Genomic DNA, 23084 nt, shown 5'->3' with positions numbered 1-23084 from the left:
ATGGAAAAGAATCTGATCTACGTGGTCGATGATGAGTCAGATATTTGTGATCTGATTCAAACAGAACTAGAGAGGTTCGGTTATCAGGTAGCGACCTTTAATACTGGAGCTGCAATTCTTAAAGGGCTAAAGCAGCAGCGGCCAGAGCTCTGTGTTGTCGATTTAGGTCTGCCAGATATGGACGGTCTGACTCTTGTCGGAGAGATGGTGAATCAGTTCAATGTTGGGGTGCTAATTCTGTCGGGCAGAGGCAGTCTTCCCGATCGTGTACTTGGGCTAGAGCTGGGTGCAGATGATTATCTTACTAAGCCATTTGAGCCGCGTGAGTTGGTCGCAAGGGTCAAGAGTCTATTGCGTCGAATCCATCGTGACGATGTGGTTAATGCAGTGCGTATAGCTCGCTTTTCAGGCTGGAGTTTTGATTTAGATTCGTTAACCCTCACCTCGCAAACGGGTGAGGAGACGATTTTAAGCACAGCCGAGGCCAACATGCTCGTTTCGTTTTTGAAAGCGCCCAAAAAGATCTTAACGCGTGATCAGCTTCTAGGTGATCAGATTATTCCTTATGATCGAAGTATCGATTCGCGTATGTCCAGATTGCGCAAAAAAGTCGAAGAGAACGTTAAAGATCCTAAAATCATTAAGACGGTATACGGTGCAGGATACATGTTGACTGCTGATGTCGACTGGGAATCCTGACCCCTATTTGAACAAGCTGAGTTGTTGGAAACATATCTATGAACAATCCTCTTGTGTATGCGCTAGTAATGCTACTTGCCGGTATTGGAATTCCGACGATGGCTACCCTAAATGGTGGTCTTGGCGGACGTTTGATGAGCTCCTCCTTGGCAACTGCGATGGCTTTGGCGTTAGCTTTTACATCGGTGTCGGTCTACTTACTTGCAACCGAAGGTTTTCCTAAAAAATTCGTCGCTGAGGATCTCCCCATCTATTTTTATCTAGGGGGGTTCTGTGTCGCTTTTTACGTTATTAGTGTGACCTGGATCGTGCCGCGCTTTGGTGTATCTAATGCGATAGCGTTTGCTCTTTTGGGACAGTTAATTGCAATGAGTACTATCGACCATTTTGGTCTCTTCGGTGCGCAGCAATATGCCTTAACTCTGAAGCGAATAATTGGCTTACTTGTGATGGCTGTAGGTATCTATTTGGTACTTGATAAAACAGTGGTCCAAAAATAGTTTTTTAAAACTGCCCTGTTCGAAACGCTCTAGGAGTTTGACCAGTCCACTTTTTAAAAGAGCGCGTAAATGCGGCAGTTTCAGAAAAACCAAGCTGTTGCGATATCCGTTGAATTGAAAGAGAGGATTGGTTTAGCAGATGCAGAGCACTGTCTCGTCTGAGCTCGTCTTTAATATCTTGAAATCCAGTACCCTCATCATCAAGTTTTCTTCGTAGCGTTCTAACAGTCATATTGAGTTGATGGGCGACACTTTCCATATCTATCTCGACAAACTCCATGTGACCCATGATATCTCTTACGCGACGGGTGAATACCGGCAGATACTCTTGTCGAGTGAACCATTGCAGCGGTGCGCTGCGGAGATGATCACGAAGGGTCTCCAGATTTTGAACGATCGGTGCTTTTAACGCCTCTACCTCAAAGATGAGTCGGTTAGCGGATGATTCATATGAGACTGGGCAGGGGAAGATAAGCCGATACTCGTCTGCATGTGGCGGTTTAGGGCCTGTCATTTGCGCTTCAAATAGGTGAATCCTGCGGCCAATCAGCCAGCTCGGAAAGCGGTGCCAGAGTAGAAGTAGGAAGTCTCTAAGAAGGTAGTCTGGATCCAACTCAGGTTTGGAAAGTGACATCTCGAGCGTCGCTTTGGAGTTGTCGACACTAAGTGTAAGTGAGAGTGATTCATTCACTAAACGGTAGAAGCGACATAAGTGCTTATAAACCTCTAACAGGTTTTCTGCGCGCACCGCCTCCCTCGCGAAGAGACTAAACGTCCCATACCGAGCAGGACGTTCGGCACAGGCCATGAACTCATCGTCCCCTCGCTCCCATGAGAGTCGAGCTAATGAACCGAACTGCGCGGGCGTTAAGCGAAACTTTTGGTTGCCGAGGAGTCGTCCGTCCAGATTTGAGTCTTTAAGTAGTGAGCCAATATCGACTCCCATCCGTGCTGCGGATTTAAGTGTTCCCAGCGCAAAATGAGAGGAGATGCTATTGTTATCAAAATGCTGCATAGCGCTGACCGAAAATCTATCTATTGGCTTCTACTTAGGTATTAGTGTCACAATATAGCGCAATTTCACGTCCGAAAATATCAATAAATAGTCTCGCCTTATCATTTAGTCCTTGCCACTTATGCCCGATAATTTAAACCATGCAAAAAGTTAAAGGTTAGAGTGATGATTCAGCAGGTTGGTGTTGTCGGCGCAGGACAGATGGGGCAAGGAATTGCTCAGGTTTTGGCGTGTGCGGGTATCCAGGTTGTATTGGTTGATATCTCCGCGGATCAGTTAGAGTTAGCTCTCAGTCGCACCGAAATGAGTGTTGCTAAGCTTAAAGAGCGCAATAAGCTTCCAGTAGAGTGTAATCCACTACCTTTCATTGCTACATCTGTTTCAATGGATGCTTTAGCTAACTGCGACCTGGTGGTTGAGGCTGCTACTGAAGATGAGATGACCAAGCGTAAGATTTTCCAAGCGCTCAATGGAGTTTGTAAATCTTCAGCTATTCTGGCGAGTAATACCTCCTCAATTTCAATCGGTCGATTGGCAGCTTTAGTAGATAATCCAGAGCGTATGTTGGGTGTGCACTTTATGAATCCGGTGCCTTTGATGGCGTTGATTGAAGTGATAGTGACTAAGCACACCTCAGAAAATACTCGATCGACAGTGCTCGAACTCGCTGAGAAATTAGGTAAAACAGCGGTTGTTGTTAAAGACCGCCCTGCATTTGTGCTCAACCGAATTTTACTTCCGACCATTAATGAAGCGATTCGTGTTGTCGAAGAGGGTACTGCAACACCAGAACAGGTCGATCAAATCATGACACTTGGGGCAGGCTTCCCAATTGGGCCGCTAGCTCTCGCTGATATGATTGGTTTGGACACCTGTCTAAGTATTTTGGATTTGATGTTTGTTGAGCTTAAAGATGCTCGATATCTACCTGCGCCTCTTTTGCGAGAAAAAGTGGTTGAGGGAGAGCTAGGTAAGAAAAGCGGAAAAGGTTTTTATACCTACTAAATTTAGGGAATTAACGCTGTTTAAGCTGCTCAAAGCGGTTTAAGCTGTGACGATAAACAGAATAAACGAGTGATAAAACTCGCATAAAATAAATGAGGGATAATCAGATGCACAACTCACCCTTTGAGACCAACCTTGATCAATGCTCTGCAAACTATGCAGCATTAACACCTATCAGCTTCCTTGAGCGTTCTGCGTTCATCTACCCTGATCGAACTGCAACAGTGAATGGCGCTGTTCGTCGTACTTGGTTAGAGACTCTCACACGTTGTAAGCAGTTAGCGAGCGCCCTCAATAAAGCGGGTGTTAAAAAGGGTGAGGCCGTATCAATCATTGCATCTAACCTTCCAGAGCATTTTGAATCGCACTTCGGTGTGCCGATGGCTGGAGCTGTTCTTAACTCGATTAACACGCGTCTGGATGCGGCAGCTGTTGCGTTTATCCTTCAGCACGCTGAAGCAAAAGTATTCCTAGTCGATAAAGAGTTTGGTGAATTGGCTACGGCTGCACTAGGCATGCTAGACAACAAACCGCTTGTGATTGGTATTGATGATGCTAGCTATGATGGCGGTGTGATGATCGGTGAGATGGACTACGAAGCGTTTATCGCTGGTGGTGATCCGGAATACGATTTCCCGCGCGTTACTGATGAGTGGAATGCGATCTCATTAAACTACACTTCAGGTACTACAGGTGATCCGAAAGGGGTTGTTTACCACCACCGTGGTGCTTACCTGAATGCTGCAAGCAATGCGTTATCTTGGGGTATGGAAATTCACGCATCGTACCTTTGGACTCTACCAATGTTCCACTGTAACGGCTGGTGTTTCCCTTGGACCATTGCCGCACAAGCGGGCGTCAGTGTGAGCTTGCGTCATGTCCGTGCCGATAAGATTTTTGAACTGATCAAAGAAGAAGAGGTTGGCTACTTCTGTGGTGCGCCAATCGTTCTTAATATGCTGAACTCATCTCCTGCTGAGATGAAAGCGGGCATCAACCACAAAGTTAAAGTAATGACCGCGGGTGCTGCTCCTCCAGCTCCAGTTATCGCTGGTATGGAAGCAATTGGTTTTGAGGTAACTCATGTCTACGGTCTAACTGAGACCTATGGTCCATGTGCTGTTTGTGCATGGAAAGATGAGTGGAATGAAAAATCACCTGCAGAAAAATCTGTGCTTAAAGCTCGCCAAGGTGTGCGTTCGCCAATGATGGAAGGCATGGTGGTTATGGATCCAGAGACCATGGAACTTGTGCCTAAAGATGGTGAGACCATGGGTGAGATCTTCATGCGAGGTAACCTTGTCATGAAGGGCTATCTGAAGAACCCATCAACTACTGAGAAGTCATTCAAAGGCGGCTGGTTCGCATCGGGTGATTTGGCGGTATGGCATGCAGATGGCTACGTGCAGATTAAAGACCGTTCGAAAGATGTCATCATCTCGGGTGGTGAGAACATCTCTAGTATCGAAGTTGAAGGTGTTCTTTATTCTCACCCTCACATTCAAGAGGCTGCAGTTGTAGCGAAGAATGATGAGAAGTGGGGCGAAACACCGTGTGCATTCGTCACTCTAAAAGAGGGTGCGCCAGAGGTAAGTGAAGCGGATGTGATCGAGTTCTGTCGTGAGCACCTAGCACGTTTCAAAGTACCTAAGAATGTTGTTTTCGGTCCGCTACCAAAAACGTCGACCGGTAAGATTCAGAAGTTCGTACTGCGCGATCAAGCAAACGCGCTGTAATAGAGTTTATGTAGAGTGGCCTTAGTGGCCATGTTTTGAGGAGTTAACATGAAAGCATTAGTCGCAGTAAAACGCGTTATTGACTACAACGTTAAGGTTCGCGTTAAAGCGGATAACAGCGATGTAGATTTGGCAAATACTAAAATGTCGATCAACCCATTCTGTGAGATTGCAGTTGAAGAGGCTGTGCGTCTTAAAGAAGCGGGCGTTGTTTCTGAGATCGTTGTTGTATCGATCGGCGACAAGTCTTGCCAAGAGCAGATGCGTTACGCAATGGCGCTAGGTGCTGACCGTGGTATCCAGGTTGAAGCGGAAGGCAAGCTTAACTCGCTAGACGTTGCGCGTATCCTTGCAAAAGTGAACGAGTCTGAGAACGCTGAGATTCTTCTTCTAGGTAAACAGGCGATCGACTCTGACAACAACCAGACTGGTCAGATGCTTGCAGCACTTCTAGATGTGCCTCAGGCAACCTTCGCATCTGAAGTGAAAATCGCTGACGGTAAAGCACAGGTAACACGTGAAGTGGATGGTGGTCTTGTCACTGTTGAGATGGATCTCCCAGCGGTTATTACGACTGACCTACGTCTAAACGAGCCACGCTTCGCGGCACTGCCAAAAATCATGCAGGCAAAGCGTAAGCCTCTAGATGTTAAAACGCTTGCAGATCTTGGCGTTGAGCTAACAAACAGCGTAGAGCTTATCTCTGTTGAGACTCCAGCAGAGCGTAGTGGCGGTATCAAAGTGGATTCTGTTGATGCGCTGCTCGACAAACTACGTAACGAAGCACAGGTTATCTAAGGGAGAGTTGATGATGAAAACGTTGATTATTGCTGAACACGACGGTCAGTCACTTAAAGGTGCAACTCTTTCTGCAGTGACAGCTGCAACTAAACTAGGCGCTCCTGTTGATGTGCTAGTGGTTGGTTCTTCTGTATCGGCAGCGGCTACTCAGGCGGCTTCAGTTGCGGGTGTGGATCGCGTCCTTACCTTTGAAGATGCAGCGCTTGAGCACACGCTTGCTGAATTCGTAGCACCTATCGCTAAACAGCTAGCGGGTGATTACACACACATCATTTTAGGTGCGAGCACTTTTGGTAAAGATTTGGCACCACGTGTTGCTGCACTTTGCGGTGTGAATCAGCTATCTGAAGTTATCGAAGTGATCGATGCAGATACGTTCAAGCGTCCAATCTACGCTGGTAACGCTATCGCGACTGTGAAGAGCAGCGACGCGCTTAAAGTGATGACTGTTCGTGGTACTGCATTTGCTGCTGCTGGTAATGGCGGTTCAGCTGCTGTTGAAGCGGCATCAGTGACTGTCCCAGCTGCGAAAGTACGTTTCGTAGGTGCAGAGGTGAGCGAATCAGATCGTCCAGAACTTGAATCTGCAGATATCGTTGTTTCAGGTGGTCGTGGTGTAGGTTCTAAAGAGGACTTCGCTAAGGTATTCGAACTTGCAGATAAGCTTGGTGCTGCAGTGGGCGCATCACGTGCTGCGGTCGACAGCGGCTTTGTGCCAAACGATATGCAGGTTGGCCAGACAGGTAAGATGGTAGCGCCTAAGCTATACATTGCTGTAGGTATCTCAGGCGCTATCCAGCACCTTGCAGGTATGAAAGAGTCAGGCACTATCGTTGCTATTAACAAAGATGAAGAAGCGCCAATCTTCGGCATTGCAGACTACGGTCTAGTGGGTGATCTACACGAGATCCTTCCAGAGCTAGTATCGAAAATCTAAATCAAACAAGGGCAGCCTAGCTGCCCTCTGTTTTTAAGAGCTTTCCAACGCTTTCCAAATCGGGAATCTATTCTATGAGTATCTATAACGCGCCTGCACAGGACACCGCTTTTGTATTGGATCAATTGGTTGAATTCGATCAACTTTGCCAGGCGATGGGCCTGGATGAAGTTAATCTTGAACTGGCCAATGTCGTCGTTGAAGAGGCGGGTAAGCTCGCATCTGAAGTACTGGCTCCGCTCAATGCAGTGGGTGACCAAAATGGCGCACGCCTTGAGGGTGACAAGGTTATTGAGACTCCGGGATTCTCTGATGCTTATCAACAATATATGGAAAACGGTTGGGCAACTCTGACAGCTCCTGAAGCGTTTGGCGGCCAGGGCTTGCCAAATGTTGTAGGTACGGCAGTCAATGAGTTGTGGCACTCGGCCAATATGGCGTTTGCACTCTGCCCGATGTTGACTCAGGGTTCGATTGAAGCACTGATCGCTCACGGCAGTGATGAGCTAAAAGATCAGTACCTATCGCGCTTAGTCAGCGGTGAGTGGACCGGCACCATGAATCTGACTGAACCTAACGCGGGTTCAGATTTAGCAGCCGTTTCAACCAAAGCGGTACCGAATGGCGATCACTACCTGATCTCAGGCCAGAAGATCTACATCACTTGGGGCGATCATCAGATGACCCCGAACATTGTGCATTTAGTCTTGGCGCGACTTCCAGATGCACCGGCCGGTGTAAAAGGGATTTCGCTGTTTATCGTGCCTAAGTTCTTGCTGGATGAGAACGGAGAGCCTGCAGAGCTAAACGATGCAAAATGCATCTCTCTAGAGCACAAATTGGGCATTCATGGTTCGCCAACCTGTACGATGAGTTTTGGCGATAATGGCGGTGCAGTAGGCTACCTGGTCGGTGAAGAGAACAAAGGCTTGGCTTACATGTTCACCATGATGAACCATGCACGTCAGTCGGTGGGTCTGCAGGGTTTGTCGATCTCTGAACGTGCTTATCAGCAAGCGGTTGCCTACGCGAAAGAGCGCACACAGGGCAGTCGTAAAGATGGTTCGAAAATCCCTATTATTGAGCATCCCGATGTGCGTCGCATGTTGATGGCGATGCGCTCGGGCTGTGAATCGATGCGTGCATTGGCCCTAGTTGCTGCTGCTGAGATTGATCGTTCGCACATCGAGGGTGATCAAACGGCGGCTAAAGCGCGTGTTGAACTGTTAACGCCGATCGTGAAGGGCTGGATGACAGAGATGGCCAATGAACTGACCTCTCTGAATATTCAGGTTCATGGTGGCATGGGCTTTATCGAAGAGGCTGGCGCGGCTCAGCACTACCGTGACGCCCGTATCTTAGCCATTTATGAAGGTACTAACGGCATTCAGGCACTGGATCTGATTGGTCGTAAAACCTTGAGCGATAACGGTGCAGCGTTAGCGGATCTGCTTGATGAAATGGCGGCTATTGAAGCCGATCTTCGAGCGTGCGGACTTGATAAGATGGCCAATCGTTTTGTGGCATCCGTGGCCCGCGCACGAGAGATTCGAGAGTTTATTCTTGATCGTGCTGCTGCCGATCGCAGCTTAATGGGTGCGGTCGCATTCGATTTCTTAATGCAGATGGGCTACCTCACCGGCGCCTACCTAATGGCAAAAGAGGCCATTCGAGCTAAAGCCTTAAGCGGAGCAGGTTCTGCTTACTCGGATGAGTTTTTGGCCGCTAAAGTTGCCACCGTGCGCTTTTATGCAGAGCACTACTTGCCACGAGCAGAAGCTCATGCACAAACGATTATGACGGGCCTTGATGCCGCATTTGTGCTGAGTGACGAACAGTTTTAATTTACATTTCAGTGATTGAGTCGTTTTAGGAGAGATCAATGGATTATGAAGTAATGGACTTTGATGTCCTAATTGTAGGTGCAGGCCCTGCGGGACTTGCAGCTGCTTGTAAGATCAAACAACTCAATGCTGATCTGATGGTCTGTGTTGTTGAGAAAGCGGCTGAGGTGGGTGGTCATATCCTGTCAGGCGCGGTGGTCGATCCTAAAGCGTTAACTGAACTCTTCCCAGATTGGAAAGAGCAGGGCGCACCCCTGGTCACTGAAGCGAAAACAGACGAAATCGTCCTTCTGAAAAACGAGATAAAATCGATTACAGTGCCTAACTTTGTGGCACCTAAAACGATGCACAACCACGGCTGTTACATCGCCTCTGTTGGCAATCTGTCACGTTGGTTGTCAGAACAGGCTGAAGCCTTGGGTGTTGAGGTGTTTCCTGGCTTCCCTGCGGCTGAAGTTCTTTATAACGAAGACGGCAGTGTCAAAGGTGTTCTCACCGGTGCGATGGGCATTGGCGAAAACGGTGAAGAGAAAGATAGCTACGTGCCGAGCATGGCGCTGCAGGCTAAGTTCACACTCTTTGCCGAAGGCTGTCGCGGTCATTTAGGTAAAGAGCTGATCAGTCAGTTCAACTTGGATGAGGGCAAAGATCCTCAGCACTACGGTCTTGGTATTAAAGAGCTATGGGATATCGATCCTGCGCAACATAAAGAGGGCTTGGTGATTCATGGCTCTGGTTGGCCATTGAGTGACGGTACAAGTGGTGGCTTCTTCCTTTACCATGCTGAGAATAATCAGGTCGTTGTGGGCCTAATCGTCGATTTGAACTACTCAAACCCTTGGGTCAGTCCTTTTGATGAATTCCAACGTATGAAGCACCACCCGAAAATCGCGCAGTACTTAGAGGGCGGTACTCGTGTCTCTTACGGTGCACGTGCCATTGCTAAGGGTGGTTACAACTGTCTTCCAGAGATGACCTTCCCTGGTGGTCTATTGATCGGTTGTGATGCCGGTACCTTGAACTTCTCGCGCATCAAAGGTGTTCACACGGCAATGAAGTCGGGCATGTTGGCGGCCGAAGCGGTAGTCTCTGCTATTGCTGAAGAGTCAAACACGGCAACCACATTTAATGATCTCTACAAAAACTCTTGGTTGTACCAAGAGTTGTACAGCTCACGTAACTTTGGCCCAGCTCTACATAAGTTTGGTCCAATTCTTGGTGGCGCTTTCAATACGCTGGATCAGAACATCTTTGGTGGTCGTATCCCAGTGACACTGCACGATACTCACGTCGACCATGAGATGCTGCGTCCAGCCAGCGAGTGTACGAAGATCGATTACCCTAAACCAGACGGAAAGCTCTCATTCGATAAGCTTTCGTCAGTGTTTATTTCGAACACCGTGCATGAGGAGGATCAGCCTTGTCACCTACAGCTGAAGGATAGCCGTGTTCCTATCACCGTTAACTTTGCTCAGTATGCAGAGCCAGCACAGCGTTACTGCCCAGCCGGTGTCTACGAAGTGCTTGAAGATGAAGCCGAACCACGCCTTCAGATTAACGCAGCTAACTGTCTGCACTGTAAGACCTGTGACATCAAAGACCCTACGCAGAATATTCGTTGGGTGGCACCAGAGGGTGGCGGTGGCCCTAACTACCCGAACATGTAAAACAGGAATTGGCCTAGCGGCCTGGTAAATTATTAATTAAAGAGAGCTTTTTAGCTCTCTTTTTTGTTTCTTAAAGAGACCGCTTTATGTTGCCAGCTTTAGGGTTGAAAGGTGAATAGGAAAGATCTATCAGCACCATAGAAAATTAAAATTAAGCCAATTTTGAGATCCTGGCGTATTTTTAAGTGAGACAAGAAATTTTCTTGTCCAAGCTCTGTTTAGTTAGCTAACAAAAATAGGAGAGAACATCATGGATCTCAAAGGTACTAAAACAGAAGAGAATCTAAAGGCAGCATTCGCTGGCGAATCAAAAGCAAACCGTCGTTACCTATATTTTGCCAACATGGCAGACATCGAGGGTGCTCCAGAAGTAGCCAACGTATTCCGTAATACGGCTGAAGGTGAAACTGGTCACGCGCACGGCCACATGGAATACCTAATCGATGGTGGTTCAGGTGACCCTGAAACTGGTCTAGCTGCAGGTAATGTGGCGGAAGCACTGGAATCTGCGATTGCAGGTGAAACTCACGAGTACACTGACATGTACCCAGGCATGGCGAAAGCAGCTCGTGAAGAGGGCTTTGACGAGATTGCTGATTGGTTCGAGACGCTTGCAAAAGCAGAACGTAGTCACGCTAACAAGTTCCAGAAAACACTGGAAGCTTACAAAGCGGAAGCGTAATCAGCCCACGATAGGTCGGGCAACCTGTTCGACCTATCGATCTTTGCCTGGAGAGTGTTATGAGTACAAAAAAAGAGGGCAATCTAGAAGCCCCAACACGCCATCCTCTGGATTGGAAAAATCCAACTTTTTACGACAAAGATGACCTTCACCAAGAGATGGAGCGCGTCTTTGATATCTGTCACGGTTGCCGTCGTTGCCTGAGTTTATGTGACGCCTTCCCAACGCTGTTTGATCTGATTGATGAAAGCGAAACTATGGAAGTCGATGGTGTTGCTAAAGAGGACTACAAGAAGGTTGTTGATCAGTGCTACCTCTGTGACATGTGTTACATGGCGAAGTGCCCTTACGTACCTCCACACCCGTTTGATTTAGATTTTCCGCATCTTATGCTGCGCGCTAAAGCGGTTGAGACCAAAGAGAAGGGTCTCCCCATGCGCGACAAGATTTTATCCAGCACTGACACCACCGGTAAGCTAGCCGGTATCCCCATTGTCAGTGAGACGATTAATACGGTTAACCATTGGAAGCCGACACGCAAAGCACTCTCTGCGACCTTAGGCGTTGACGAAGAGGCATGGTTACCGCCATTTGCAAGCAAGAAGTTACGCAGCAAAGCCAAGCCGAATGAGACTTTTGACGTTGTAGCGGGTGAACGCACACCCGGAAAAGTGGCACTGTTTGCTACCTGCTACATCAATTACAACGAGCCGGGTATTGGTGAAGATTTTATTGCCGTACTAGAGCACAACTACATTCCCTGGACCTTTGCTCAGAAAGAGGTCTGCTGTGGCATGCCGAAGCTAGAGCAGGGCGATCTTGAAGGGGTGGACTCGCTAAAACGTATCAATATCCCGCAACTGGCTAAGTTAGCCAAAGAGGGTTATGCGCTGACGTCCGCCGTGCCCAGTTGTACCTTGATGTTTAAACAAGAGCTGCCATTAATGTACCCAGATGACGAAGAGGTTAAGCTGGTCCAGGAAGCATTTTGGGATCCGTTTGAATACCTGATCGCACGTCAAAAAGATGGTCTATTGAAAGCGGAGTTTGAACAGGGATTAGGTAAAGTCTCTTACCATGTTCCCTGTCACGGTCGCGTGCAAAACGTCGGTAAGAAAACCGAAGAGATGCTGAAGCAGATTCCTGATACCGAACTAAAAACAGTAGAGCGATGCAGTGGTCACGCGGGTACTTACGGTGTTAAGAAAGAGTTTCATGAAAAAGCGATGAAGATAGGTAAGCCGGTATTCCGTCAGATGGCTGATTTTGATCCGGATTACATTTCGAGTGACTGCCCATTGGGAGGAGCTCACATCGCACAAGGTATCGATAAAAATCACGATAAGCAGCCAGAAAAGTCACACCCAATATCACTATTGCGCAAGGCTTATGGCATTTAAGGAGTAGAGTATGACCCAATTAGTACGCGACTCGTTAATGTCGCTGGAAACCTACCACAAAGAACGTCCTGAATTTCGTAAAAAGGCACTGGAGCACCGCCGTCGAAGAACGGTCTTTATTGGTCCCAACGTCACGCTTCAGTTTGAAGACGAGTTGACCATCCGCTACCAGATCCAAGAGATGCTTCGCATCGAGAAAACCTTCGATGAAGAGGGTATTCAAGATGAGTTGGATGCCTACAACCCACTGATTCCAGATGGGACCAACCTGAAGTGTACACAGCTCATTGAATTTGCCGATCCAGATGAGCGCAAAGTGGCACTGGGTAAGTTGGTCGGGCTTGAACACAAAACCTATGTTCAGGTATTCGGCCATGAAAAGGTGTTTGCAATAGCCGATGAAGATCTAGAGCGCAGTACTGAAGAGAAGACCAGTGCCGTCCACTTCATGCGTTTTGAATTGACCGATGAGATGATCGCGACACTCAAAGCGGGTGCGGCTCTTGCTGTCGGTGTGGACCACCCCAACTATCAGCACCATGTTTATGAAGTGGACCCAGAAACTCAGGTTACTTTAACCGCTGATCTTAAATAGTTCTGATCCCTGAAGAGAGGGTGCAGTCGGCCACCCTCTCACTCTTTCATTTTGCAATGCACCATTCCTTGCTAGACTGCGTAGATATCGGTCTAGATCTTTAGACCATCCGTCACAATCGAGGTTAATGATGCGCTCCCTTCTTTTTGTTCTAGTGTTTGGCATAGCTAATAGTGTTCAGGCAGCACCTGTGGTGTCGACTCAGTCTTTTGCTGACTTAGTCTATTACCCAACATTCTCAGCACCTGCAGAAGTGATCAGTGCCAATGATGCTGCGCTGAGTGCAGAGCTCTCTGCACGTATTGTGAAGATCAATGTTGAGGTGGGTGATCGAGTGAAGCAGGGCGACGCTCTGGTGAATTTAGATTGCCGTACCTACGAGAGTCAGTTGGCGACGCAAAAAGCGGTTTTGAGTGAGTTGCGCTCACAACGCCCACTTTTGAGTGATCAATACGAACGTGCCAAGACCTTGAACAAACGAGGCAATCTAGGTGACGATGCTCTGCAACAGCGTGAAACGGCGCTTACCTCATTGGATGCCCGCATCGATGTGCAAAACCGTCAGATTGAACTGGCTGGTATTGCGACTGAAAATTGTTCGCTGGTTGCTCCATTCGATGGAGTCATTGCAGCACGAATGGCTCAGCTAGGTGCCTTAGCCGCTCCCGGTATGCCTCTGCTTCAGTTGGTTCAAACGGATGGGGCAGAACTAGAAGCCAAAGTCGCCCCTGGAAAAGGGGTTGCTGAGAGCAAGGTGTGGTTTGAAAGCAACGGCCAATCTTTCGCGGTTGAGTTAAGAGCTAAATTGCCCATTATTGATCGTCGCGAACGCACGCAGACCTACCGTTTTATTTTTACTGAAGCGACGCCCGAGATTGGTGCAACGGGTCGTTTAACCTGGACCGCCAATCAACCGCACGTCTCCTCTGAACTGTTGGTTCGTCGTAAAGTCGATGGCGAATGGAAGCTTGGTCTGTTGCTTGAAGAGCAGGGTGTCGCACAATTTGTCGTCGTCGACGGTGCCATAGAGGGTCAGCCTGCGGCGGTTGATCTTCCCAAGGGGTCACAGGTCATTACCGAGGGTCGATTGCTCGCAGTCGAGGGCGAAGCGGTAGAGGTGCGCTGATATGTGGCAACGCTTCATTACTAACCATGTGCTAGCTAACCTGACCTTCTTGCTAGTACTGGCGGTCGGTCTGTTGAGTTATCAAGGACTACCCCGCCAACAAGATCCAACCATCAACTTCAACTGGATCATCGTCACCACACCGCTGCCGGGTGCTACAGCGCTTGATGTTGAGAGTAAGGTGACGGATCCGCTTGAAGATGCGTTACGTTCACTGGCCGATGTAAAGTTTGTCTCGAGTAATTCACGTGAAGGGATCTCTAGTATCCTAGTGCGCTTTGAGGACATCGATGATCGTACCTTCGATAAACGCTTAGCCGATCTGCGTCGTGAAATACAAAACACTGAATCTGAACTGCCGGATGCTGCGTTAGATTCACTGATTCTGGAGATCACCAGCTCCAATGCCTTCCCTGCCGCGACGGTGGCGGTGACCAGCTTGGCGGATGACGAGAACCTGCGTCTGCAAGCGACTCGTATCGACAAAGATCTGTCCCAGCTTAAAGGCGTTTCTCGCATCGACCCTGTGGCACTGCCTGACCCAGAACTGCAGGTCAATCTGGATGTCTCTGAACTGGAAGCCCTAGGCATTACCCCACAACAGGTTGCCAACACCGTTACTGCCTTCTTCCAAGATGAGGCGGCTGGTAACTTGGTACAAGGCGATCGTAACTGGTTGGTGCGTGTTGTCGGTACGGCCGCTGACCCAAGCTATCTGGCCAATCGACCGGTATTGGGTGCCTCGGGTGAGGTGCCATTGTCACGTGTCGCCAGTGTCGAGCGCGCTCGTGAAGATTCTAGTTTCTTAGTACGTGTCGATGATAAACCGGCTGTGCTGTTGGCGGTAATGAAGAAAGAGGGTGCCAACACCCTGGAATTGGTTGAGCGTGTTCAGACCTACATGGATGAGCGAAATGCTCTATCGGTTGAGACCGGTGTCGAGATGGTCTTGATCGATGATCAGACCATTGCGACGCGCAAGTCGATTCAAATCATGGAGAACAATGCCCTGATCGGTCTGATCCTGGTGTTGGTTGTGGCTTGGCTCTTCTTAGGTACACGCATCGCACTGCTCACAGCGATCGGCATCCCCTTTATTTTGGCAGCCACCTTCTGGGTACTGGCGGGACTGGGCGAAACGTTGAACGTCACCGTGCTGTTGGGTGTGGTGATTGTATTGGGTATGTTGGTTGATGACGCCGTCGTTGTGGTTGAGTCGATCTATTATCGGCTACAGCGCGGATTTTCGGGGATAGCCGCCGTTCAGGGTTCGTTGAAAGAGGTAGCGGGCCCCGTCACGGCGGCGGTACTGACGACCATCGCTGCTTTTTTACCGCTGATGCTACTGCCCGGTATTTTGGGCAAGTTCATGAAGGTTATTCCTATGGTGGTGTCGATCGCCCTAGCGATCAGTCTGATTGAAGCCTTTTGGATGCTGCCTGCCCACATTTTGGCGGCTAAGGTTGGGTTTGATAAACCGAGTCGAATTCAGCGTCTGCGTGAAACCATGACCCACCGCGTGCAGATCACCTATGTTCGTCTGTTGATCAAAGCGCTGCGCCGTCCGGTTCTCTCACTGATTGTCGCCGTATTGCCACTGATAGGCGCGGTCGGTGCCCTAGGCAACGGCTACATTAAGATGGATTTCTTTGCGGCCGATCCTGTCCGCCTATTCTATGTGAACGTTGAAATGCCGGCAGCGACGCCTGTCGCGAAAACGATGGAGGTGGTCTCACGTGTGGAAGAGCGTGTCCGTCAAAATGTGCGTGACGGGGAAGTGCGCGCCATCGCAAGCTATGCCGGTCAGATGTTTACCGAGACAGAGCCGCGTATTGGCGAGCAGTACGGCCAGATTCTTGTCGGTCTAAACCCTAAAACACCTGAACTGCGCACAGTTGAAGAGATGACCGATGCGGTGCGTGAAGATTTGGGTGACATTGCCGGTCCGATTCGCATCTCATTCTTGCGCCTATCGGGTGGTCCGCCTGCCTCTAAACCGATCTCGGTCAAGGTACGTGGTGATGATTACCAAGAGATTCGCGACGCTACCAACATTCTGATTGAAATTCTGAACAGTCACGAAGATTTCGTGGATGTTGAAGACGATGCGGCTCGTGGTCGTTATGAGTTGAGTCTGGAGTTAGACAGTGATGCGATCAATCGTACAGGTTTGAACCCTGCGGATGTTCGTCGCACCCTGCGCCTATTGGTCGACGGTGAAGTTGTCGCGAGTATGCGAGATGCCGGTGAACGCCTGGATGTTCGTGTTCGTGCTAATCCTGAGTCGCTACCCTCTCTTGAGCGTCTGCTTAGCTACCGTATTCCTGTTCCCGCGGGCGGTGCTATTCCTCTGTCGGAGTTGGTAATAGAGGAGCGTAAACAGTCGTTGGGTAACATTCGTCACTACAACTTCCGTCGTGCAATCACCTTAGAGGCTGACCTTCGCTCTGGCGGTATGGATACCGTACAAGCCAACGCCTTCTTGCTAGAGCGCTGGAAGGAGTACGAAGCGCAATATCCTGCCATCGATCTCGACTTCTCGGGTGAGTTGGATGATATCCAAGAGAGTATGGATTCGATTGCGATTCTCTTCTTGGTCGGCGTCGGCTTGATGTACCTAATATTGGGCACGCAGTTCCGCAGTTACTGGCAGCCATTAATGATCTTGGCGACAGTGCCACTGGCGTTTACCGGTGTTGTATTGGGCTTGATCGTGACGCAAAACCCGCTCAGTCTCTTCACTATGTACGGTGTCGTGGCCTTAGCCGGTATTGCCGTGAATGCCGCGATCGTACTGATATCGGCCGCCAATGACCGAATTGGCAATGGCATGAGCCTGATGCATGCGACGCTTTATGCTTCGCGTCGACGGGTCATTCCGGTATTGATTACTACCCTGACCACCATGGCGGGTCTATTTTCGCTTGCAGCGGGTCTGGGTGGTAAGTCACTGATCTGGGGCCCAGTCGCCACCTCGATCGTATGGGGCTTGGGCTTCTCGTCTGTGCTAACGCTGTTTGTGATTCCGCTTCTTTATCGTCTGTCGATGCGAAGAGCGGTTAAGCGAATTTCTGAAAGCTGAAGTAGTTTTAACGCTAGCTCCAAGGTATGAAACCTGCCTTAGGAGCTAGCACTCGGTGCGAAGCGAAAATTACTCGCCCATCAGAGATCAAAATTCGTTGGAATGATGACCATGTCACGCACAGTCATATGACGTGGCCTAGTCAACATAAACAGCAACGCCTCTGCGATCTCTTCTGGCTCGATTAGGCTGCCATCGGCACGAGCCTCTTTTAATTTATCTTCCGGCCAGTCCGAGAGTAATCCCGTTGCCACAGGCCCAGGTGATACCGATCCAATACGAATGCCGTGCTTAAACATCTGACGTCGAGTCGTCTGAACAAAACAGTCGATCGCCCATTTTGATGAGGCATAAATAGGTTCCCATGGCGTCGGGTAGTGGGCTGCTAGCGAGCTGGTCACCAAAATGTCACCGGTCTCTCGCTCAATCATATGCGCTAACACAGCTTGTACGTTTTTCATCACCACATTGATATTTAAATTCAGCATTCGATCAATCTGGTCAGCGTCAGACTCCATGAGATCTCCGCCGACATAGAGCCCAGCGTTGGCGTGAAAGATATCCAGATGCCCAGTCATCTCCAGAATGCGTGGCACCATCTCTTTGCACTGTTCCGGATCGAGCAGGTCAATGACCAGTGGTAGAGCCTTATCCCCAAGACGACTGCAGATATCAGACAGCGCAGACTCGTTTCGATCGATAAAGATAACTGTGGCACCTTCATCCAGCATCGCTTTGGCACTGGCGAAACCAATGCCTGACGCAGAGCCTGTAACCGCGGCAATTTTGCCTTTTAATTGTTCGCTCATATCAATCTCTTATTTTGCATCGGCTATCAGGATAGCCGCCTCTTAAAAGGGTTGAGGGTAGCGCTTAAAGACAGCCGCTAACTCAGTTTGTAGCTCTTCAGACAGTAGCATATCAAAAGCGGCGATGTCCTCTTTTAGTTGATCCATTGAGGTCGCCCCAATAATGGTAGAGGTTACGCCATCAACCTGATCACACCATGCGAGTGCAAGCTGTGACGGGGTGTAACCAAACTGTTTGGCTAACTTGACGTACTCTGCAACAGCTTCATGAGCCTGGGGTGTATTCCGATGCAGGGCAGCGGGGTTTGAGATGCTCCAGCGGCTTCCTTTCGGCATTGCTCCATCAGCGTATTTGCCAGAGAGTAATCCTGATGCCAACGGTGACCAAGGAAGATAGGCGATCTCTTCGTGAACGCAGTTCTCGATCAAGTAGGGCCAATCTTTCGCATGCAACAGACTAAACTCATTCTGAATCGAGACCGGTTTGGGTAGGTCATGCTGTCGGCTCAGTTTTAGATAGGTGTTGATGCCCCAGGTAGTATCATCTGAGAGGCCGAAATGACGGATTTTTCCGTCACTTATGCATTGCGCTAAACCTTTAAGGATATCCAACATTTGAGCTTCATGTTCAGCCGCTTTAATGTCGCTAAACTTGAAGAAGTTCGGAGTATGCTTGCCAAAGTGAGGTGAAGTTCTGTTTGGCCAGTGTAGTTGATAGAGATCGATGTAGTCAGTCTGCAGGCGCTTCAATGAATTATCGACCGCCTCAATCACTGCCTTGCCTGTAATTGGGCCGCCGCTTCTTACCCAAGGTAACCCGATACCTGCGATTTTGGTGGCAATGATCATCTCGCTGCGACGGGATGGGTTTCGAGCAAGCCAGTTACCAATGATCTCTTCTGTTTTACCGTAGGTCTCTGCTGTTGGCGGCACTGCGTACATTTCGGCTGTATCAAAAAAGTTAATACCAACTGATAAGGCGTGTTCGATCTGTTCGTCGGCCTCCGCTTGGGTGTTCTGCTTACCCCAGGTCATTGTGCCCAAACAGATTCTTGAAACGCTTAATCCACTGGTTCCTAAACGGCTGAACTGCATGCTAACCCCTTCTAAGTTTTCGTTAATTCTAGATTGGTAAAGCCAAGCTTTACGCTAACATACTCTTTATAGATTCAGTGACTTAATTGCTGGGTAAAGAGAGCGGTAACGTTGATAGGCTGCTTCATATTGATTCAACAGAGTTGCATCTGGCTCAATGCGAGCTTCAATCTTAGGTTGAGTCAGTAGTGATTCAGGGCTAGCTTTCCGGTGAGCCAGCATTGCTAGACGTGCCGCACCGTAGGCGGCACCAAAATCCCCATCGGATGGAAGCAGCAGAGTTCTGTTCAGAATATTAGCCAGCGTCTGTAACCAAAACGTTGACCCTGAGCCGCCTCCTACCGCAATGATCTCGTTGACGCATGAGCCTGCAGCAATAAGAGCTTCAAGATTATCGCGAATAGCAAAAGCGACCCCTTCCATAACGGCTTGAGTCAGTAGCTTCTGGTCAGAACTGTGATCTAAGCCGATGAACATCCCCCTTACCTGCGCATCGTTATGGGGCGTTCGTTCACCCGAAAGATAGGGCAGAAAAGTGACGCTAGCAGGCCCCTTAGGCTCGGCCTCCAGTGCGGCATCAAGTTCTATTGCTGACTTGCCCGTTAGCCTGGCATACCAATTCAGTGCGTCGGTAGCAGAGAGTATGACCCCCATCTGGTGCCAAGTATTTGGGATGGCATGACAGAAGGCATGAACAGCGCTCTCTGGAAGTGGTTTAAAACCATTGGTCGCTGCAAATAGGACGCCGGAAGTGCCTAATGAGAGGAAGGCTTGGCCCTCATCAATAACGCCCATGCCGATAGCCGAAGCTGCGTTGTCACCTGCACCGCCGCCAATGATTACGTCGTTGCTCAAACCCCATCTGCTGGCTAACTCAGTACGTAACCTTCCTGCCGCTTCAGATCCCTCAACAAGACGAGGCATCTGATCAAGCGTCATTCCACTCAATGATAAAAGCTCTTCTGACCAACAGCGATTCTTAACATCTAGCCAGCTTGTTCCGGCCGCATCGGACATTTCAGAAATGTATTCGCCACTTAACCAATAGGCAATGTAGTCTTTGGGTAAAAGGACCTTGGCTACTTTGTTAAAAATCTCGGGTTCATTTTTTGCTACCCATACGAGTTTGGGTGCCGTAAAACCTGGGAAGACGATATTACCGGATATTGCTCGGAACTCCGGCATGGCATCTAGTTCAGCGGCCTCTTTGTAGCTGCGAGTGTCGTTCCAAAGAATAGATGGACGAAGTACTTCGCCCTCAGCATCCAGCAGTGTGGCACCGTGCATCTGGCCTGAAAATGATATAGCACGCGTTGCAGCAAGCTCTTCTGGGTGATGACTTTTCAGTTTAGTAATCGCTTCTTCACAGGCCGCAATCCAGTCGGCAGGGTCCTGTTCTGACCAACCCGGGTGAGGTCTTGAGACAGTGATCGAAGCAGTTTCGCTGCCCACAACCTGCTGTGAGTCATCCATTAACAGGGCTTTAACCCCAGAGGTTCCTAGGTCGAGTCCTAAATACATTTCAACTACCTACTATTTTTATTCCAAAAAATGCATTGGCTATATTCAACGTCGAAACTTTGCATTATTTGACGTATTTATAAACTATATTGCACTGGTTAACGCATATGCGAAATAGAATTGCAATAAAATACAATCATTGAGTTTTTTTGTATAAGTGTTTGAAAAAATCTAATGCTACTGTGTTGATCAGATGCTAAGGGTTATATTCGAATTTGCGAATAAAAGTACATTTAGTGTCAAAACAAGAAAAAAATCGACAGGAGTACGTCATGAAAGTAAAAATGCTCTCGGCTGCCGTTGCAGGTGCCGTAATGCTATCAACTCAAGCGTTCGCTGGATCACACGGCGGCACTGAGCTAGTAATCGCTACTGTAAACAACGGTCACATGATCGAGATGCAGAAGCTAACGCCTAAGTTCGAAGAAGAGACTGGTATCAAAGTTAAGTGGGTAACTCTTGAAGAGGGTGTTCTTCGTCAACGTGTTACGACTGACATCGCAACTAAAGGTGGTCAGTTCGATATCATGACTATTGGTATGTATGAAGCGCCTATCTGGGGTGAGAAAGGGTGGCTAGAGCCTCTAAATTTCTCTGCTGAGTACAACGTAGACGATATCCTACCAGCGATGCGCGGTGGTCTATCTCACGAAGGTAACCTATACGCTGCTCCGTTCTACGGTGAGTCGTCTATGGTTATGTACCGTAAAGACCTACTAGATAAAGCAGGTATCACTCTTCCATACAACCCAACTTGGGCAGATATGGAGCAGGCAATCGCTGCAATGCATGACCCAGAAAATGGTGTGTACGGTACTTGTCTTCGTGGTAAGCCAGGTTGGGGTGACAATGCTGCATTCATCACAACGATTGCTAACACTTTCGGTGCGCGTTGGTTTGATGAGAACTGGAAGCCACAGCTAGACTCTGCTGAGTGGAATGCTGCTATTAACTTCTATGTCGACCTAATGACTAAGTACGGCCCTCCAGGTTCAACAGCTAACAGCTTCAACGAAATCCTTGCTCTAATGAACGAAGGTAAGTGTGGCTCTTGGGTTGACGCAACAATCGCTGCATCTTTCGTATCTGATCCAGCCCAGTCAAAAGTAGCTGACTCAATTGCTTATGCACAGGCTCCAGTTCAGAAAACTAAACGTGGTGCAAACTGGCTATGGGCTTGGGCTCTAGGTATCCCAGCCTCTTCTGAGAAGAAAGATGCTGCAATGAAGTTCCTAGAGTGGTCTACATCTGCTGACTACATCAACCTAGTTGGTGAGACTAACGGTTGGGGCCGTGTTCCAACTGGTACTCGTGCATCGACTTACGCTAACGAGAAATTCCAGGCAGCTGCTAACTTCGCAAGCGCTGAGATGGATGCTATCAACAGCGCAAATCCATACGACTCTACCTTCGAGAAAACACCATACACAGGTGTTCAATTTGCTGCGATTCCTGAGTTCCAGGCTATCGGTACAGCGGCTGGTCAGCAGTTCGCTGCTGCTCTTGCAGGTGAGAAAAGTGTAGAAGAGGCGTTGGCTGCAGCACAGGCTTACGCTGACCGCGAAATGCGTAAAGCTCGCTACTACTAAGCAAGCTGTAATTTAGGGTTTCAGTATTCTTTTACCCTAAAAAGCCCCCAGCTAATCTTTAGCTGGGGGCACTTTTTCTGATCTATTTACGGTAATTTATTATGTCTTCGCAATCTCGAAGCAGTCGCTTAATGCCTCGGTTACTACTAAGTCCAGCTGTGATCACACTGTTGATCTGGATGGTCGTGCCACTGGCTTTGACGATCTATTTTTCGTCGATTTTCTATAACTTGATGCAACCAGATAGCACCGGTTTTGCTGGGTGGATGAACTACGAGTTCATGATCACCAACCCTGCATTCAGTGATGCCATTATCAATACCTTGGTTCTGCTTGCTTCGACAGTTGCTATTACTGTGATTGGTGGATTAGCGATAGCGCTTCTCATCAATGAAACATTCCCCGGGCGAGGTATTGTTCGTCTGCTACTTATTTCTCCGTTCTTTGTCATGCCAACCGTCAATGCACTTTTGTGGAAACACATGATGATGAACCCTATTTATGGTGTGTTGGCTCAAGTTTGGACATTTTTTGGGCTAACCCCGATCAACTGGCTTCAAGATCTGCCACTTTTTTCAGTCATCATAATGATCAGCTGGCAGTGGCTCCCTTTTGCCTGTTTGATTTTTATGACCTCACTGCAATCGATGGATCGCGAGCAGCTTGAAGCAGCTGAAATGGACGGTGCCAATTACTGGCAGAAATTCCGTTACATGTATCTACCTCACTTAGCTCGTCCGATCTCTGTTGTCATCATGATTGAAGTGATCTTCTTACTGTCTGTCTTTGCAGAGATCTTCACAACCACGAACGGTGGTCCAGGTACACAGAGTACCAACCTTGCTTACTTGATTTTCAATGAGGCTTTGCAGGCATTCGATATTGGTGTTGCATCAGCTGGCGCGGTCTTTGCCATCATCCTAGCGAATATCGTTGCGATCTTTTTGATCCGTATCATCGGCAAAAATCTGGAGAAGTAAG

The 23084-nt window shown here is 48.6% G+C and carries 19 protein-coding genes; 15 read left to right on the top strand and 4 right to left on the bottom strand.

From position 1 onward, the window contains the following. A complete protein-coding gene (locus XMA152_RS02160) occupies positions 1–699 on the top strand; it encodes a response regulator transcription factor (protein WP_173482585.1) in 699 nt (232 codons plus the stop codon). A gap of 38 nt (positions 700–737) precedes the next feature. Continuing rightward, a complete protein-coding gene (locus tag XMA152_RS02155) occupies positions 738–1199 on the top strand; it encodes a DMT family transporter (RefSeq protein WP_173482584.1) in 462 nt (153 codons plus the stop codon). A 4-nt stretch (positions 1200–1203) separates the two neighbouring features. Here XMA152_RS02155 and XMA152_RS02150 read toward each other — a convergent pair whose 3' ends face one another. Then, the gene (locus tag XMA152_RS02150; RefSeq protein WP_173482583.1) at positions 1204–2214 is read right to left on the bottom strand and encodes an AraC family transcriptional regulator; all 1011 of its coding nucleotides are present in this window, start codon (positions 2212–2214) and stop codon (positions 1204–1206) included. Positions 2215–2379: 165 nt separating this feature from the next. On the opposite strand from XMA152_RS02150, the gene XMA152_RS02145 reads away from it, so the two are divergent. The 11 genes from XMA152_RS02145 (at position 2380) to XMA152_RS02095 (ending at position 17089) form a co-directional block, all read left to right on the top strand. Then, positions 2380–3219, top strand: a complete 840-nt coding sequence (locus XMA152_RS02145) for a 3-hydroxyacyl-CoA dehydrogenase family protein (RefSeq protein ID WP_217362098.1) — start codon at positions 2380–2382, stop codon at positions 3217–3219. A 107-nt stretch (positions 3220–3326) separates the two neighbouring features. After that, the gene (locus XMA152_RS02140) at positions 3327–4955 is read left to right on the top strand and encodes an acyl-CoA synthetase (RefSeq protein WP_217362097.1); all 1629 of its coding nucleotides are present in this window, start codon (positions 3327–3329) and stop codon (positions 4953–4955) included. 48 nt (positions 4956–5003) lie between these two features. Continuing rightward, positions 5004–5753 carry an electron transfer flavoprotein subunit beta/FixA family protein gene (locus XMA152_RS02135; RefSeq protein ID WP_173482581.1) on the top strand — a complete coding sequence of 250 codons (750 nt, stop codon included), beginning with the start codon at positions 5004–5006 and terminating at the stop codon, positions 5751–5753. Between the two features lie 13 nt (positions 5754–5766). Beyond that, on the top strand, positions 5767–6693 hold the full coding sequence (locus tag XMA152_RS02130) for an electron transfer flavoprotein subunit alpha/FixB family protein (RefSeq protein ID WP_173482580.1): 927 nt from the start codon (positions 5767–5769) through the stop codon (positions 6691–6693). A gap of 74 nt (positions 6694–6767) precedes the next feature. After that, complete coding sequence (locus tag XMA152_RS02125; protein ID WP_173482579.1) at positions 6768–8537, top strand: acyl-CoA dehydrogenase; 1770 nt, start codon at positions 6768–6770, stop codon at positions 8535–8537. Between the two features lie 38 nt (positions 8538–8575). After that, the gene (locus tag XMA152_RS02120) at positions 8576–10204 is read left to right on the top strand and encodes an electron transfer flavoprotein-ubiquinone oxidoreductase (RefSeq protein ID WP_173481719.1); all 1629 of its coding nucleotides are present in this window, start codon (positions 8576–8578) and stop codon (positions 10202–10204) included. Positions 10205–10454: 250 nt separating this feature from the next. After that, positions 10455–10886: a rubrerythrin family protein gene (locus XMA152_RS02115; protein ID WP_173481720.1), complete on the top strand. Its 432-nt coding sequence runs from the start codon at positions 10455–10457 to the stop codon at positions 10884–10886. Positions 10887–10945: 59 nt separating this feature from the next. Then, positions 10946–12286: a heterodisulfide reductase-related iron-sulfur binding cluster gene (locus XMA152_RS02110; protein ID WP_173482578.1), complete on the top strand. Its 1341-nt coding sequence runs from the start codon at positions 10946–10948 to the stop codon at positions 12284–12286. Positions 12287–12296: 10 nt separating this feature from the next. After that, a complete protein-coding gene (locus XMA152_RS02105) occupies positions 12297–12881 on the top strand; it encodes a DUF3501 family protein (RefSeq protein WP_173482577.1) in 585 nt (194 codons plus the stop codon). A 127-nt stretch (positions 12882–13008) separates the two neighbouring features. After that, complete coding sequence (locus XMA152_RS02100) at positions 13009–14007, top strand: efflux RND transporter periplasmic adaptor subunit (RefSeq protein ID WP_173481723.1); 999 nt, start codon at positions 13009–13011, stop codon at positions 14005–14007. A gap of 1 nt (position 14008) precedes the next feature. Continuing rightward, positions 14009–17089: an efflux RND transporter permease subunit gene (locus XMA152_RS02095; protein ID WP_173482576.1), complete on the top strand. Its 3081-nt coding sequence runs from the start codon at positions 14009–14011 to the stop codon at positions 17087–17089. Between the two features lie 80 nt (positions 17090–17169). On the opposite strand, the gene XMA152_RS02090 is transcribed toward XMA152_RS02095, so the two are convergent. From XMA152_RS02090 to xylB, 3 genes are all read right to left on the bottom strand, one after another. Continuing rightward, complete coding sequence (locus XMA152_RS02090; RefSeq protein ID WP_173482575.1) at positions 17170–17898, bottom strand: SDR family oxidoreductase; 729 nt, start codon at positions 17896–17898, stop codon at positions 17170–17172. Positions 17899–17940: 42 nt separating this feature from the next. Then, positions 17941–18993 carry an aldo/keto reductase gene (locus XMA152_RS02085; protein WP_173482574.1) on the bottom strand — a complete coding sequence of 351 codons (1053 nt, stop codon included), beginning with the start codon at positions 18991–18993 and terminating at the stop codon, positions 17941–17943. 66 nt (positions 18994–19059) lie between these two features. Next, on the bottom strand, positions 19060–20514 hold the full coding sequence (gene xylB / locus XMA152_RS02080; protein ID WP_173482573.1) for a xylulokinase: 1455 nt from the start codon (positions 20512–20514) through the stop codon (positions 19060–19062). 272 nt (positions 20515–20786) lie between these two features. Between xylB and XMA152_RS02075 the strand changes: the two genes are divergently transcribed. Both XMA152_RS02075 and XMA152_RS02070 read left to right on the top strand, forming a co-directional pair. Next, positions 20787–22103 carry a sugar ABC transporter substrate-binding protein gene (locus XMA152_RS02075; protein ID WP_173482572.1) on the top strand — a complete coding sequence of 439 codons (1317 nt, stop codon included), beginning with the start codon at positions 20787–20789 and terminating at the stop codon, positions 22101–22103. 101 nt (positions 22104–22204) lie between these two features. After that, positions 22205–23083: a carbohydrate ABC transporter permease gene (locus tag XMA152_RS02070; protein ID WP_173482571.1), complete on the top strand. Its 879-nt coding sequence runs from the start codon at positions 22205–22207 to the stop codon at positions 23081–23083. The last annotated feature ends 1 nt before the right edge of the window (position 23084 follow it).

It is taken from the genome of Marinobacterium sp. xm-a-152 (genome assembly GCF_013282965.1).
GTDB lineage: Bacteria > Pseudomonadota > Gammaproteobacteria > Pseudomonadales > Balneatricaceae > Marinobacterium_E.
This window is presented reverse-complemented; position numbering and strand designations above follow the sequence as displayed.

Bases quoted from the DNA above. Each gene is read 5' to 3' on its own strand.
- XMA152_RS02120 (WP_173481719.1), top strand. From the start codon at position 8,576: ATGGATTATGAAGTAATGGACTTTGATGTCCTAATTGTAGGTGCAGGC.
- XMA152_RS02075 (WP_173482572.1), top strand. From the start codon at position 20,787: ATGAAAGTAAAAATGCTCTCGGCTGCCGTTGCAGGTGCCGTAATGCTA.
- XMA152_RS02125 (WP_173482579.1), top strand. From the start codon at position 6,768: ATGAGTATCTATAACGCGCCTGCACAGGACACCGCTTTTGTATTGGAT.
- XMA152_RS02135 (WP_173482581.1), top strand. From the start codon at position 5,004: ATGAAAGCATTAGTCGCAGTAAAACGCGTTATTGACTACAACGTTAAG.
- XMA152_RS02130 (WP_173482580.1), top strand. From the start codon at position 5,767: ATGAAAACGTTGATTATTGCTGAACACGACGGTCAGTCACTTAAAGGT.
- XMA152_RS02100 (WP_173481723.1), top strand. From the start codon at position 13,009: ATGATGCGCTCCCTTCTTTTTGTTCTAGTGTTTGGCATAGCTAATAGT.
- XMA152_RS02115 (WP_173481720.1), top strand. From the start codon at position 10,455: ATGGATCTCAAAGGTACTAAAACAGAAGAGAATCTAAAGGCAGCATTC.
- XMA152_RS02140 (WP_217362097.1), top strand. From the start codon at position 3,327: ATGCACAACTCACCCTTTGAGACCAACCTTGATCAATGCTCTGCAAAC.
- XMA152_RS02160 (WP_173482585.1), top strand. From the start codon at position 1: ATGGAAAAGAATCTGATCTACGTGGTCGATGATGAGTCAGATATTTGT.
- XMA152_RS02070 (WP_173482571.1), top strand. From the start codon at position 22,205: ATGTCTTCGCAATCTCGAAGCAGTCGCTTAATGCCTCGGTTACTACTA.
- XMA152_RS02150 (WP_173482583.1), bottom strand. From the start codon at position 2,214: ATGCAGCATTTTGATAACAATAGCATCTCCTCTCATTTTGCGCTGGGA.
- XMA152_RS02110 (WP_173482578.1), top strand. From the start codon at position 10,946: ATGAGTACAAAAAAAGAGGGCAATCTAGAAGCCCCAACACGCCATCCT.
- XMA152_RS02155 (WP_173482584.1), top strand. From the start codon at position 738: ATGAACAATCCTCTTGTGTATGCGCTAGTAATGCTACTTGCCGGTATT.
- XMA152_RS02145 (WP_217362098.1), top strand. From the start codon at position 2,380: ATGATTCAGCAGGTTGGTGTTGTCGGCGCAGGACAGATGGGGCAAGGA.
- XMA152_RS02090 (WP_173482575.1), bottom strand. From the start codon at position 17,898: ATGAGCGAACAATTAAAAGGCAAAATTGCCGCGGTTACAGGCTCTGCG.
- xylB (WP_173482573.1), bottom strand. From the start codon at position 20,514: ATGTATTTAGGACTCGACCTAGGAACCTCTGGGGTTAAAGCCCTGTTA.
- XMA152_RS02085 (WP_173482574.1), bottom strand. From the start codon at position 18,993: ATGCAGTTCAGCCGTTTAGGAACCAGTGGATTAAGCGTTTCAAGAATC.
- XMA152_RS02095 (WP_173482576.1), top strand. From the start codon at position 14,009: ATGTGGCAACGCTTCATTACTAACCATGTGCTAGCTAACCTGACCTTC.
- XMA152_RS02105 (WP_173482577.1), top strand. From the start codon at position 12,297: ATGACCCAATTAGTACGCGACTCGTTAATGTCGCTGGAAACCTACCAC.